We start from the raw sequence: 14,525 nt of genomic DNA on the forward strand, positions 1-14,525 counted from the left end.
TCCAAGCTGTTTATTTCTCGGTTACTCATTAATTAGATTATAACTGTTCAAAATGCAAATGATTTTGTTATCTTTTATCTAATTCTTGTTTTAATAGTTGATTCACTAATTGTGGGTTAGCTTGACCTTTTGAAGCTTTCATAATTTGACCAACTAAGAAGCCCATTGCTTTACCCTTACCATTTTGATAGTCTTCAACTGATTGTGGATTATTGTCTAATGCTTCATTTACAAATTTAAGAAGTGTCGCTTCGTCAGAGATTTGAACTAAACCTTTATCTTCCATAATTTGTTTTGCATCTCCACCATTTTCAGCTAGTTCTGGGAAAACTTTTTTAGCGATTTTACTGCTCATTGTGCCATCTTCAATTAATTTAATCATACCAGCAAGATTTTGTGGTGTGAGTTTTGTATCTAATAATTCTATTTGATGTTTATTCAAGTACTCGTTAACGCCACCCATTAACCAGTTGGAAGTTAATTTTACATCAGCACCTTCTGCTACGGCACCTTCAAAGAAATCAGACATTTCTTTTGTTAATGTAATCACGTGTGCATCATATGCTGGTAAACCAAATTGATTCACGTATTTTTCTTTTCTTTCATCTGGTAATTCAGGAATTGTTTGACGTACGCGTTCTTTCCATTCATCGTCAACATATAAAGGTACGATATCTGGTTCTGGGAAGTAACGGTAATCGTCTGATCCTTCTTTCACACGCATAAGAATTGTTTTACCCGTAGATTCATCAAATCGTCTTGTTTCTTGTAAGATTTCTCCACCATTCAACAATTCTTCTTCTTGACGTTTTTCTTCATATTCTAACCCTTTACGTACATAAGTAAATGAGTTTAGATTTTTCAGTTCTGCTTTTGTTCCGAACTCTGCTTGACCATATGGACGTAATGAAATATTGGCATCACAACGCAGTGAACCTTCTTCCATTTTACAATCTGAAACACCAGTATATTGAATAATTGAACGTAATTTTTCTAAGTATGCATATGCTTCTTGTGGTGAACGAATATCTGGCTCAGACACAATTTCAATCAATGGTGTACCTTGTCTATTTAAGTCAACTAATGAATAACCATCTTTATGTGTTGATTTACCAGCATCTTCTTCCATGTGTAAGCGTGTGATACCTATGCGTTTTGTTTCACCATCTACTTCAATATCAATATAACCATTTTCACCTATTGGCTGATCAAATTGTGAAATTTGATATGCTTTAGGATTATCTGGATAGAAATAGTTTTTTCGATCAAATTTTGATTCTGTTGCAATATCCATATTTAATGCCATTGACGCTCTCATCGCCCAATCAACGGCACGTCTGTTGACAACTGGTAGTACTCCAGGGTAAGCCAAATCAATTACGTTTGTGTTTGAGTTAGGTTTCGCTCCAAAATGTGCTGGCGATGGAGAAAACATTTTAGATTCTGTTTTTAACTCAACATGGACCTCTAGTCCAATAACTGTTTCAAAATGCATGATTTCCACTCCTTATAAATTTTCGTATTCATTATGCAAATTAAATTTTGATTCATATTGGAAAGCGACACGATATAATGTTTTCTCATCAAAAGGTTTACCAATAAATTGCAAACCAATTGGACGTCCATTCGCTTTACCACAAGGAATAGATATACCTGGCAAGCCAGCTAAGTTAACTGGTGTTGTTAGTAAGTCATTCGCATACATTGTAAGTGGATCATCGATTTCTTCACCTATATTAAATGCAGTTGTTGGTGTTGTTGGCCCAACTACAACATCATAGTTATCAAAAATACGATCAAAATCGTTTTTTATTAATGTTCTAACTTTTTGTGATTTCTTATAGAACGCATCATAGTATCCTGAACTTAGTGCAAATGTGCCAAGGAAAATACGACGCTTAACCTCTTCACCAAATCCTTCACTTCTTGACATTTTATATAATTCTTCTAGTGAATTTGCTTCTGGAGAATGATAACCGTATCTGATACCATCAAAACGTGATAAGTTTGAGGATGCTTCAGATGATGCGATTACATAATAAGAAGGAATGCCATATTTCGTATTCGGTAATGAAACTTCTTCTACTGTAGCACCTAGTTCTTTCAATGTTTCAACAGCTTTTTTTACAGATGCTTTCACTTCATCAGATATACCTTCACCGAGATATTCTTTTGGTAATGCCACTTTAAGGCCTTGAATATCTTTACCAATATCAGATGTAAAATCTGCATCTTCTACAGGTGCACTCGTACTGTCATTTTCATCTAAACCAGTAATTGCTTCTAATACTAAAGCATTGTCCTTAACATTGCGCGTTAGCGGCCCAATTTGGTCTAATGAAGACGCAAATGCTACTAAACCAAAACGTGATACACGACCATAAGTTGGTTTTAAACCTACAATACCGCAATAAGCTGCAGGTTGACGAATTGAGCCACCAGTATCTGAACCTAAACTAAAAGGTACTAATCCCGCTGCAACAGCTGCTGCTGAACCACCAGATGAACCACCAGGAACAGCCGTGTGATCAAATGGATTTAACGTTTTCTTGAAATAAGAAGTTTCTGTAGAACCTCCCATTGCAAATTCATCCATGTTTAGTTTTCCAATTAAAATAGCTTGTTCATTGCGTAATTTATTCATTACTGTAGATTCATAAATAGGTACAAATCCTTCTAGCATTTTACTAGCGCAAGTTGTTTCTACACCTTCAGTAATAATATTGTCTTTAATTCCCATTGGAATACCAAATAGTTTGCCTTCCATTTGGTCTTTGGCTTGTAACTCATCTAATTCTTGTGCTTTTTTAATAGCATTGTCTTTATCTAATGCAAGAAATGAATTAATTGTTGGATCAGTTTCTTCAATTGCATCATAGATATCGTTCACTATTTGTGAAGGTTTAATTTCTTTATTTTTTATTAATGTAATTAAATTTTCCACAGATTCATAACGGATGGTCATCTTAAGCGTCCTCCTCATTCATGATAGATGGTACCTTGAACTGTCCATCTTCCGTCTCTTTAGCATTTTTTAATGCAAGCTCTTGAGGAATGCCCTCGATTGCTTTATCTTCTCTTAACACGTTTTGTAAATCTAATACGTGATAAGTTGGCTCAATTGAGCTAGTGTCTGCTGTATCTATATGATTAGCAAAATTTAAAATACTTTCTAATGTATCTTGCATTTCAATTGTTTCTTCTTCAGATATTTGAAGTCTAGCTAAATTAGCAATATGCTCTACCTCTTCACGTGTAACTTTAGCCATTAAATAAAAGCCTCCTTTTTACTCATTCATTATAAAATTGTATCAAAATTTCAAACAAAAATCTAAACTTTTCAACAATAACAATAAATAACCATATTTTAATTAAGTTCCGTTTGGTAAAACATTTGTAATTATGTAACTTAAATATGTTTCAAAAACAATATATACACTTTTCATAGTATTAATAACAATTATTGCATAATAAATCATAAATTTTATAAAGTGCGTAATATCATTCTATGTTTTGTAAGCACTTTCATTTTTGTCATTGAGCTAAATATTTCAAAAAAATAAAAATAAATCTACTCTATTTATAAATTACATTGTATAATAATTCATGTAACACAATTTAATATTCTGGGGATAAGGGAATTGAAGTATTATGTTTATTCTAGGTACATCTTTAGCTAATCAAGTTCACGTTACTTGGCAAACGTATATTATGATTATCATTTATTTTATCATTTTATTAGTTATTGGCTATTATGGTTACAAACAATCAACAGGTAATTTAAGTGAATTTATGCTGGGAGGTAGAAGTATTGGCCCTTACGTAACTGCCTTATCAGCAGGTGCATCCGATATGAGTGGATGGATGATTATGGGTCTCCCTGGATCTGTGTATAGCACTGGTTTATCAGCAATGTGGATTACAATCGGTTTATCACTCGGCGCTTATATTAACTATTTTGTAGTTGCACCTCGACTCCGCATTTATACTGAAATTGCAGGAGACGCTATCACCCTGCCAGACTTTTTTAAAAATCGACTCAATGACCGTAAAAATTACATAAAAATAATTTCAGGTCTAATTATTGTTGTGTTTTTCACTTTATATACACATTCTGGGTTTGTATCTGGTGGAAAATTATTTGAAAGTGCTTTTGGTTTAAACTATCATTGGGGACTTATCATAGTTGCAGCAATAGTAATTTTTTATACGTTCTTTGGTGGGTATTTAGCTGTATCCATTACGGATTTCTTCCAAGGTGTAATTATGTTAATCGCAATGGTAATGGTTCCTATTGTAGCACTTATAAAACTCAACGGTTTGGATACTTTTAGCGAAGTAGCAGCTATGAAACCTACCAATATGGATTTGTTTAAAGGGACAACGTTTTTAGGTATTATTTCATTATTTGCCTGGGGATTGGGGTATTTTGGTCAACCACATATTATTGTTCGGTTTATGTCCATTAAAACACATAAACTTTTACCAAAAGCAAGACGTTTAGGTATTAGCTGGATGGTTATTGGTCTCTTAGGCGCAGTTGCTGTAGGCCTAACAGGTATCGCATTTATACCTCAATACCACATTAAAATGGAAGATCCAGAGACACTCTTTATCATTATGAGCCAAATTTTATTCCACCCTCTTGTAGGCGGTTTCTTGTTGGCAGCTATCTTGGCAGCTATTATGAGCACAATTTCATCTCAGTTATTAGTGACTTCTAGTTCATTAACTGAAGATTTTTATAAACTTATTCGTGGTGAAGCGAAAGCAAAAACTCACGAAAAAGAGTTTGTAATGATTGGACGACTATCTGTTTTACTAGTTGCAATTATTGCAATTTGGATTGCATGGTCACCAAATGATACAATTTTAAACCTTGTCGGTAATGCTTGGGCAGGATTTGGCGCAGCGTTCAGCCCGTTAGTGATTTTCTCACTATACTGGAAAGGGTTGTCTCACGCTGGCGCGCTGAGTGGTATGATTACAGGAGCTTTAGTCGTTATTGTGTGGATTGCTTGGGTTAAACCGCTAGCATCAGTAAATGAAATATTTGGTATGTATGAAATAATACCTGGTTTTCTAGCAAGTGTGATAGTTACTTATCTAGTAAGTAAAATTACTAAAAAACCTGGTGAATTTGTAGAGCACGATTTAAATAAAGTTAAAGAAATGGTTAAAGAATAATCGAATCGCAACGCTCTCACTATAAATTGATACTAAAAAGCCACTCTTGTAACACATAACGTGATTACATAGAGTGGCTTTTATCGAGAAAACGTAATACTAATTATTGTTTTTATAAATATGAACTTGTGGATCTTTGTCATCTTCAGTTTTACTGATTAAAGCTTTTGCTTTGTTACCATCTTTTATGCGAATTTCATATTCGTCAATATCATCAAAGTATTTCTCTGCTTGTTCAGTGATGTATTGTGTGATACCAATTGTTTCTGCTTCACCATAATAATCAATCGGTACATCAACTGTTAATTGTTTTGCTTTTTTATTATCGAATTTAACTGTACCCACTGCTTGAGTAAAGTTGTTAAAATACGTCTGTAAATTATCATTAAATTGCTTAAAATTATTATTTAAATTTTCATCAATTTCCCCTGCTTCATCAGAAGGTAACAATGCTGTAGTTTGATTTATATCTTTCCATTCATTAATACGCGTCTTGCCGTCTTCAACTGTCGTACCAGCAATAAATTCACCTGGAACAATTGAATTTTCACCAGTTTGTTTATAAATTGCAAAGTGTATTGGTATGTCTTTCAAATCTTTATTTTCTCTGACTCTCGACAAAATTTCTCCTGCCATTTGCTTACCTTGTTTTTTAATTTCTTTGTCATCTAATTTTTTACTATAGGTTTCGCCATCTTTTTCTTTTTGATAGTAATATGTACTATTCATAGCTAGTCCGATAGTCATACCTTTAATTTCCTTACCTTTAGTATCACCACTAGCATAAAAATCTTGTTCTAAAATATTTGAAAGATACGCAGGTGATTCTTCAGCAATTTTTTCTGGATCTGTTTCTCCATTATGAGATGGATTTAGACCTAAATTCTCATTCGCTTTCTTTTCTTTTCGTTCATCTTCATCCATCTCATCTACTTCAGATTTAGTATATTTTGGATCTAAATAAGCATTAATCGTATCTTTATCTAAGTACTGACCATCTTGATATAAATAATCGTCAGTTGGAAAAACTTGTTTACTCAATTCTAAGAGGCCGTTTTCGAAATCTTCCCCATTATAACTATTTGCCATGTTATCTTGTAATAAACCACGTGCTTGGCTTTCTTTAAATGGTAAAATCGTTCTATAATTATTACCTTGAACATGTTTATCAGTAGCGATTTCTTTTACTGAACCGGATTTTTCTTGCTGTTTATTGTCATCAGGTTGTTCTTTACTTTTTTCATTATCATCATTTCCACATGCTGATAATAGAAAAATTGCTGAGATGAATAGTATAATCGTTCTTTTCATGCATTATCTCCTCTATCCCTCTATTTCTTTTTGTTTCTGGACAAAGTCATCCTCCGTCCAAACTTCTGTGCCAAATTTTTCGGCTTTTGTAAGTTTTGAACCAGCGTCTTCTCCAGCAATTACTAGATCTGTCTTTTTAGTAACACTATTTGTAACTTTAGCACCTTGCAATTCTAACCATTTTGAAGCTTCATTTCTTGTCATTTGATATAACTTACCAGTTAATACAATGGTCTTATTAATAAATTCTGGATGACCTTCTAACTCAGTTGTTTTGACACCTTTGTAAGTCATATTAACATGTTTTTCCTTTAATTTATTAATAAGTGCACGGATATCTTCATTTTCTAAATAAGTGACTAATGATTGTGCTAATTTTTGACCAACATCATAAATTTCAATTAATGATTCTTCAGTAACATCAAATAAATGATCCATCGTTCCATATTTTTCAGCAATGACTTGGCTCGCTTTGACCCCTAGGTGTCTGATTCCTAAACCAAATAGTAAATGTTCCAATGAGTTTGTTTTAGAATGTTCAATCGCATTTAATAGATTGTTGACTTTCTTCTCACCCATTCTCTCTAATGGTAGCAAATCGTCTTTAGTTAAGTAAAATATATCAGCAACATCTTTTATTTTTTCATTTTCATAAAGTTGTTGAATAATTTTAGTACCTAAACCATCTATATTCATTGCTTGTCGTGATACAAAATGAATCATACCTTCAACGAGTTGTGCTTGGCATTTTGGATTGATGCATCTTAATGCTACTTCCCCTTCTATTCTAACTAGTTCATGATCACAACTAGGACAATGTGTTGGCATGTGATAAACTTCAGCATTTTCCGGTCGACGATCTAAAACGCTTTTTATAACTTCTGGTATGATATCGCCAGCCTTTTTAATTACTACACTATCGCCAATTCGGATATCCTTTTCATGAATTAAATCTTCATTATGTAAAGAAGCTCTAGAAACTGTCGTTCCCGCTACTTTTACTGGCTCAAGTATGGCCGTAGGTGTAACGACGCCTGTTCTACCAATACTAAGTTCAATATCTAATAAATCTGTCATGACTTCTTCAGCAGGGAACTTATATGCAATTGCCCAACGCGGAGATTTTTGTGTATAGCCAAGCTCATCTTGTTGATCTAAATCATTCACTTTAATAACAATGCCATCAATATCATATGGCAACTGTTCCCGCGCTTCCGTCCATTTTTCAATATAGTCGAATACTTCTTCTATAGTTTGAGCACGTTCTCGTTCTTTATTTGTTTTAAAACCTAATTTATCTAATTCATCTAAAGCTTCACTTTGTGTATGAGCATTAAATTGTGTAAAGTCATTCACACTATATAGGAAAACACTTAGTTTTCTCTTTGCTGCAAGTTTGGAATCTAATTGGCGCAGTGAACCAGCAGCTGCATTTCTTGGATTAGCAAATGGTTGTTCGTCATTTTGTGCTTTGGCTTCGTTTAAATCAAAGAATGATTTTCTAGGCATATATGCTTCACCGCGAACTTCAAATGTTCTGGCTTCATTAATCTTTAATGGTATCGCATGTATCGTTCTTAAGTTTTCGGTAATATCTTCGCCTGTAGTACCATCACCACGTGTCAAACCTTGTACGAACCTACCATTTTCGTACTTGAGAGACACAGCCAAACCATCTATTTTCAACTCGCACATATATTCAACTTGATCAATTTGCTCACGTATACGTTGATCAAATTTTCTTAAATCTTCTTCATTAAAAGCATTTCCTAAACTCAGCATCGGTGTATCATGATTTACCTTTTCAAACGTTGATTGAGCTGAGCCACCTACCCTTACTGTAGGTGAATCAACTGTTTGATACTCTGGATAGTTTGCCTCAATATCTATCAATTCGTGCAAAAGTTTATCATATTCACTATCTGGTACTGAAGGATTATCTTGTACATAATATTCATAGCTATATTGATTTAGCAATTGATGTAATGCATCGACACGCGATTGTAAGTCAGCCACGCTTTATTCCCCTTTCTTTTCAATAGGTGCAAATTGAGCAAGCAAACGTTTAGGTCCTTCAGATTTAAAGATAATATCTAGTTCAACTGAACCATTTTTTTCATTAACATTGCTCACCATGCCTTCACCCCATGATTTATGAATAACTTTGTCACCAACATGCCAATCCGTTGATTGTTGTGCTTTTTTAGAAGAAGTAACACGTTTACTATAACCTCTTTTTTCAGGTTGTTTGGTTGCAGATTTAAATCGATTTCCTTGTGCCGTAGCTCGTGCTTTATTTTCGTTTTCTAATAAATCTTCAGGTATTTCTTTCAAGAACCTTGAAGCCATATTGGACTGTGGTCTTCCAAAAAGCATTCTTGAAGTTGCATGCGTTAAATATAACGTTTCTTCAGCACGTGTAATCGCAACATAACAAATTCTTCTTTCTTCTTGCATTTCATGATCATCATCACTTTTTATTGCTCTTATATGTGGGAATAATGATTCTTCCATCCCCATTATAAATACAATAGGAAACTCTAGTCCTTTTGCTGAGTGCATTGTCATCAACGTTATACCATCATCTATTTGCGCTTCATCTATATCTGCAACTAAAGATAAGTCTGTTAAAAAGTTGATTAATGACTGTTCTTCTAATGGGGTATTCTCTTCGTAATCTTTAGGCACTGACATAAATTCATCTATATTTTCTAATCTACTTCTTGATTCTAATGTTTGTTCTCGTTCCAACATCTCACGATAACCTGATTTAACTAATACCTCTTCAACAATTTCAGTAATCTCTAAAAATTCCTGTTGTTTAATTAAGTTCTGTATCATGTCATAAAAAGTAATACATGCTTGCGTAACTTTTTTAGATAAGCCTATAAAATCCACTTCTGCTAGCGCGTCAAACATACTTATATCGTTTTGAGCAGCATAGGCCTGAATTTTATCTACTGTCGAAGGTCCAACACCGCGTTTTGGCACATTTATTACACGGCGTAAACTTATATCATCATTACTATTGGCTATTATTCTCAAATAACTAAGTAGGTCTTTAATTTCTTTTCGGTCATAGAATTTTTGACCACCGACCATTGTGTAAGGCATATTAGATTTCATAAATGTCTCTTCTAACACACGAGATTGTGCATTAGTACGATACAAGATAGCCATATCTTTGAATTTTTTTCCGTTGCGTTGTTGTTTCATAATTTCTTTGACTACATATTCAGCTTCATCTCGCTCGGTAGTAGCTTCGTAGTAGTGAATTTTATCTCCGGATGTATTACCTGTCCATAATCCTTTAGGTTTACGCTCTGAATTATTTTTGATTACTTCATTAGCTGCATTTAATATATTTTTAGTTGAACGATAATTTTGTTCTAAAAATATCGTTTTAGCTTCAGGATAATCTTCTTCAAAGGAAAGTATGTTCTGAATATCAGCGCCACGCCAACCATAAATAGATTGATCAGAATCTCCAACTACGCATAAGTTTTTAAATTTAGACGCTAAAAGATTAACTAATGTATATTGTGCTTTGTTTGTGTCTTGGTACTCGTCGACGTGTATGTATTGGAATTTATTTTGATAAAATTCTAAAACATCTGGCACACGTTCAAATAATCGAATTGTAACCATGATTAAATCATCAAAATCCAATGCTTCGTTTCTTGATAACTGTCTTTGATATCCTTTATATACTGTAGCAATCATTTGCTCATGATAAGTATCAGCTTCTTTTTGAGCATCTTCTGGCGTTTTCAATTCGTTTTTTAAATTACTAATAGCACCTATAAACATTCTCGGTTCGAACTTTTTACTATCTATATTTTCATTCTTCAATACATCTTTGATAACTGATTTTTGATCGGTTGGGTCAATAATAGTAAAATTACGTTCAATGCCAATTCTATCTGCATCTCTTCTCAGTATTCTTACACACATTGAGTGGAACGTTGACATCCATATAACTTGAGCTGGTTCACCGACTAAAGCTTCCACACGTGCTTTCATTTCTTTTGCTGCCTTGTTTGTAAAAGTAATCGCTAGAATGTTGTATGGAGATACGTCTTTTTCATCAAGCAAGTAAGCTATACGATGAGTTAAAACACGTGTTTTGCCTGAACCTGCACCCGCCATAATAAGTAATGGCCCTTCTGTAGTGCGTACTGCTAAGCTTTGTTCATCATTCATCTTATTTACTAATGCATTCATTTATGTGACTCCTTTATCTTAACTGTTTTTAATGCGCTTTTAATATCTTTATAAACGATATCACCAACGATAATCGTATCAGCAATCGAAGCCATTTCTTCAGCTTCTTCTTGATTACTAATGCCACCACCATAAAATAGTTGTGTATCACTTAACATATTTGCAGCTGTCTTAACCTTTTCAACATCTCCATATGTACCACTATATTCAAGGTACATGACTGGTAATTTATACATTTCATTAACCATTTGAGCATATGCTTCAATATCTTCATCTGTTAAATTTGTTTCAGCTTGTGTAACTTGTGCTACTTTGCTTTCAGGATTCATGACAACATATCCTTCAAAAACAACCTCTTCAAAATCAATGACGTGTCCAAAAGATTTCAATGCTTCTAAAAGTATGCCGTTATGATATTTTACATTTGTACTATTCAATACAGTCGGTACGAAATAAAAGTCAAATCCAGGCATAACACTTTCTATATTGGAAATTTCAAAAACTAGAGGTAAAGGATATCTCCTCACCCTACTCATCAATTGAATAACATTATCTTCAGTAACATCATCTGTTCCACCGATCATAATTGCATCGGTTTGAGACATACATATTGCATCTAAATCTTCATCAGAAATAGACTTGGCAGGATCTAATTTGAAAATATGTTTCCACTTTTTAATGTCATACATGATATGTTACTCCTTTTTTTAGCATACTTTTGATTATATCATTTTTAACCACTGAGTTCTAAAACGATATAGGATTTTATAATGTATTTTAACATGACAAATAAATCATAAGTTAATCATGTTTCTCGCTAAATATATTCAAAAAAATTTAAAGCCTTATTTCTATTTTATCAATACACTTTAAATTAACAACAAAAAAACTGTCAGCAAAGAAGGTTTCTTTGCTAACAGCTTTTCAAATGAAATCATTAAAATTACACTTCGCTATAGTATATAGAATTGTTAATTAATCGGTCGTTTCAATATTCATGCGGTCTAGAATCATTGTGTAAGCATCATTTCCCCATTGTAAAGATCTTTTAACACGAGAAATTGTTGCAGTTGAAGCACCGGACTCTTGTTCAATCGTCGCATAAGTATAACCTTGCTTAATCATTTTTGCGACTTGCAATCGTTGAGATAACGATTGGATTTCATTAACTGTACATAAATCGTCAAAGAATTGGTAACATTCTTCTCTGTTTTCTAATGTAAGAATTGCATCAAATAATTCATCTAATGCTTTTCCTCTTAATTTTTCTATTTGCATTAAAAACAACCCCTGTACTTTCATTTTAATCTTAATTCAACGTGCTAATACATTAAAGTGTAACGATTTCATCAGTAAATTTCAATTATTCTAATCCTGCACGGCTAAAAATCGTATCAACTTGGTTTAAATGATGTTTTGGATTAAAGCATTCGTCTAATTCTTCAGTGCTTAATAAATCTGTAATAGTTGTATCTTGTTCAATTAACGTTCTAAACGGTGTTTTTGTTTCCCAAGATGTCATCGCTTTTGGCTGTACTTTATCGTATGCCGCTTCGCGTGCTAAACCTTTATTTATCAACGCTAGTAATACGCGTTGTGAATAAATAAGACCAAATGTTTTATCGATATTTGCTAACATATTATCTTCAAATACAGTAAGTCTTTCTACAATATTTGTAAATCTGTTTAATCCGTAATCTAAAGCTATCGTTACATCTGGTAGCATGATTCTTTCTGCAGATGAATGCGAAATATCTCTCTCATGCCATAAAGCTACATTTTCATATGCTGTCGTAATATATCCTCTGATAACACGCGCAATACCAGTGATATTTTCTGAACCAATTGGATTACGTTTATGTGGCATTGCTGACGAACCTTTTTGACCTTTAGCAAAAGCTTCTTCTACTTCTCTTGTTTCAGTTTTTTGTAAATTACGTATTTCCACTGCAAATTTTTCCATAGAAGTGCTAATCAACGCTAAGGTAGCTATATAATATGCATGACGATCACGTTGTAATGTCTGAGTAGAAACAGCTGCTGCATCCAAACCTAAATTTTCACAAACATGCGCTTCAATTTCGGGTGGGATGTTCGCAAAGGTACCTACTGCACCACTCATTTTACCGACTTCTATTTCTTTTCTCACACGTTTAAAACGCTCTAAATTACGTTTCATTTCTGTATACCATAATGCCATCTTAACACCAAATGTTGTAGGTTCCGCATGTACACCGTGTGTGCGCCCCATCATTAAAGTATACTTATAATTTTTAGCTTTTTGGGCTAAAACATCAATAAATCTTTCTAAATCTTTTTCAATAATATCGTTTGCTTGTTTAATAACATAACTTAATGCAGTGTCAACTACATCAGTTGATGTTAAGCCGTAGTGAACCCATTTACGCTCTTCACCTAATGTCTCTGATACTTGTCTTGTAAATGCAACGACATCGTGTCGTGTTTCTTCTTCAATTTCTTTTGCTCGGTTAACATCAACCTTTGCATTCTGGCGAATTTTCAATACATCTTCAGCAGGTATATCACCTAATTTACTCCAAGCTTCACATGCTAGTATTTCTACTTCTAACCAAGCTTCATAGCGATTTTGATCCGTCCAAATATTAGACATTTCTTCTCTAGAATAACGTTCTATCATTGAAATAAGCTCCTATCTTGCGTAAGTTTTAGTCCACAAACTCCAAAAACATGTACATTCATTCAAAAAATACGGTTAAAGTTCGTGTTTAATCTTGTCATTTTTATTTTAACAGAATTGACCATAAATGTATAAGTCTTTTCTATCTTCTTACAGAAATTTTAACACGTTTTATCAAAAGGCGTGCAGAAAAACCTTATTCTACTCAAAAAATTTATCAATCTATATCAAAATGGAACAACATGATTAAAAAAATCGTTGACCTGAGATTTTTTATCTCTGTCAACGATTACACTTATATATCTAGCACTAATTCATATCTGATTTCTTAGCTATTTTGGAACAATTATTCTATTAATTTACCAACAAATTGAATTTCTTGTCTATATACTTCGTATTCACCATCTTTATTTTCTTTATAAATCGGCTTTTCAAAGCGTTTAATAGGCATATATCCAGCATCTCGCATACGTTGCAAACAATCTTGTACCGTTTCGTTTTCTTCTACTTTAAACTTTTGCTGCTTTTTCATATACTTTCCACTTTATCTGGATCATATTGTTTAAGTTTCTTACTGCGCACACCTTTAACCCAAAAACCACCGTGAATTGTTCTTGGTTCGTATGCAATGATAAACGCTTTTTCATCAATTTGCTTAATTGTTTCTATTAATTTTAATTCAAAGCGTCTTGGTGTTAATATTTGTAAAATTAACCTCGTACCATCTCTACCATAAGCAGTATTATGCGTAACGCCATAACCTAAATCTCTTAATTGCTTTGGTAAATCTAATTCATATTCAGATGAAGTAACATTCACAACTGTATAGCCAAGTGCTAATTTCTCTTCAATTTTCATGCCTACAATAATACCGATTGAAAATCCAAAAGCATATGCAAAGACATTTTGAATTTGGTCTAAACTAGACATCACCATTCCCAAACCAATTACATATACTAAAACCTCTAAAAAACTTACAACTGCTGCAACATAACGATAACCCTTGAGTGTTAATATCGTTCTCATTGTCAAACAAGTTACGTAAGCAACATTAATAATAAAAATAGCTAAAACCATTAACCATGGATTAGATGTGATTACTGACATGTTCATTTTCCTTTCTTTCTCATTAAATCCAAATTAT

The 14,525-nt window shown here is 33.3% G+C and carries 12 protein-coding genes; 1 reads left to right on the top strand and 11 read right to left on the bottom strand.

The window, feature by feature from the left end; translation table 11 throughout:
* Window positions 1-67: 67 nt before the first annotated feature.
* From gatB to gatC, 3 genes are read right to left on the bottom strand one after another with little or no spacing between them, the layout of a single operon-like run.
* Window positions 68-1,495 carry an Asp-tRNA(Asn)/Glu-tRNA(Gln) amidotransferase subunit GatB gene (gene gatB / locus FYJ81_RS11820; protein ID WP_064264255.1) on the bottom strand — a complete coding sequence of 476 codons (1,428 nt, stop codon included), beginning with the start codon at window positions 1,493-1,495 and terminating at the stop codon, window positions 68-70.
* A 12-nt stretch (window positions 1,496-1,507) separates the two neighbouring features.
* The gene (gatA, locus tag FYJ81_RS11825; RefSeq protein WP_064264252.1) at window positions 1,508-2,965 is read right to left on the bottom strand and encodes an Asp-tRNA(Asn)/Glu-tRNA(Gln) amidotransferase subunit GatA; all 1,458 of its coding nucleotides are present in this window, start codon (window positions 2,963-2,965) and stop codon (window positions 1,508-1,510) included.
* Between the two features lies 1 nt (window position 2,966).
* Window positions 2,967-3,269, bottom strand: coding sequence for an Asp-tRNA(Asn)/Glu-tRNA(Gln) amidotransferase subunit GatC (gene gatC / locus FYJ81_RS11830; RefSeq protein ID WP_019469599.1), 303 nt, complete (start codon window positions 3,267-3,269; stop codon window positions 2,967-2,969).
* A 382-nt stretch (window positions 3,270-3,651) separates the two neighbouring features.
* Between gatC and putP the strand changes: the two genes are divergently transcribed.
* Window positions 3,652-5,187, top strand: coding sequence for a sodium/proline symporter PutP (putP, locus tag FYJ81_RS11835; RefSeq protein ID WP_064264250.1), 1,536 nt, complete (start codon window positions 3,652-3,654; stop codon window positions 5,185-5,187).
* 99 nt (window positions 5,188-5,286) lie between these two features.
* Here the strand turns inward: putP and FYJ81_RS11840 are convergent, their stop codons facing one another.
* The 8 genes from FYJ81_RS11840 to FYJ81_RS11875 all read right to left on the bottom strand — a co-directional run bounded on the left by FYJ81_RS11840 (window position 5,287) and on the right by FYJ81_RS11875 (window position 14,488).
* The gene (locus FYJ81_RS11840) at window positions 5,287-6,498 is read right to left on the bottom strand and encodes a CamS family sex pheromone protein (RefSeq protein ID WP_064264248.1); all 1,212 of its coding nucleotides are present in this window, start codon (window positions 6,496-6,498) and stop codon (window positions 5,287-5,289) included.
* Window positions 6,499-6,510: 12 nt separating this feature from the next.
* Window positions 6,511-8,514, bottom strand: coding sequence for an NAD-dependent DNA ligase LigA (gene ligA, locus FYJ81_RS11845; protein ID WP_064264246.1), 2,004 nt, complete (start codon window positions 8,512-8,514; stop codon window positions 6,511-6,513).
* 3 nt (window positions 8,515-8,517) lie between these two features.
* The gene (gene pcrA, locus FYJ81_RS11850) at window positions 8,518-10,722 is read right to left on the bottom strand and encodes a DNA helicase PcrA (RefSeq protein WP_107521394.1); all 2,205 of its coding nucleotides are present in this window, start codon (window positions 10,720-10,722) and stop codon (window positions 8,518-8,520) included.
* Complete coding sequence (locus FYJ81_RS11855) at window positions 10,719-11,411, bottom strand: heptaprenylglyceryl phosphate synthase (RefSeq protein ID WP_064264242.1); 693 nt, start codon at window positions 11,409-11,411, stop codon at window positions 10,719-10,721. Before FYJ81_RS11855 ends, pcrA begins: the two co-directional genes overlap by 4 nt.
* Window positions 11,412-11,697: 286 nt before the next feature.
* Entirely contained in the window at window positions 11,698-12,000 is a 303-nt protein-coding gene (locus tag FYJ81_RS11860; protein ID WP_019469593.1) for a YerC/YecD family TrpR-related protein, read from the bottom strand.
* 85 nt (window positions 12,001-12,085) lie between these two features.
* Window positions 12,086-13,381, bottom strand: coding sequence for an adenylosuccinate lyase (gene purB, locus FYJ81_RS11865; RefSeq protein WP_064264238.1), 1,296 nt, complete (start codon window positions 13,379-13,381; stop codon window positions 12,086-12,088).
* A gap of 346 nt (window positions 13,382-13,727) precedes the next feature.
* The gene (locus FYJ81_RS11870) at window positions 13,728-13,913 is read right to left on the bottom strand and encodes an NETI motif-containing protein (RefSeq protein ID WP_064264236.1); all 186 of its coding nucleotides are present in this window, start codon (window positions 13,911-13,913) and stop codon (window positions 13,728-13,730) included.
* On the bottom strand, window positions 13,910-14,488 hold the full coding sequence (locus tag FYJ81_RS11875) for a DUF2179 domain-containing protein (RefSeq protein ID WP_019469590.1): 579 nt from the start codon (window positions 14,486-14,488) through the stop codon (window positions 13,910-13,912). Before FYJ81_RS11875 ends, FYJ81_RS11870 begins: the two co-directional genes overlap by 4 nt.
* Window positions 14,489-14,525: the final 37 nt, after the last annotated feature.

This window comes from Staphylococcus sp. McC-251-APC-3A2, from assembly GCF_009695665.1.
Taxonomy (GTDB): Bacteria; Bacillota; Bacilli; order Staphylococcales; family Staphylococcaceae; genus Staphylococcus; species Staphylococcus cohnii.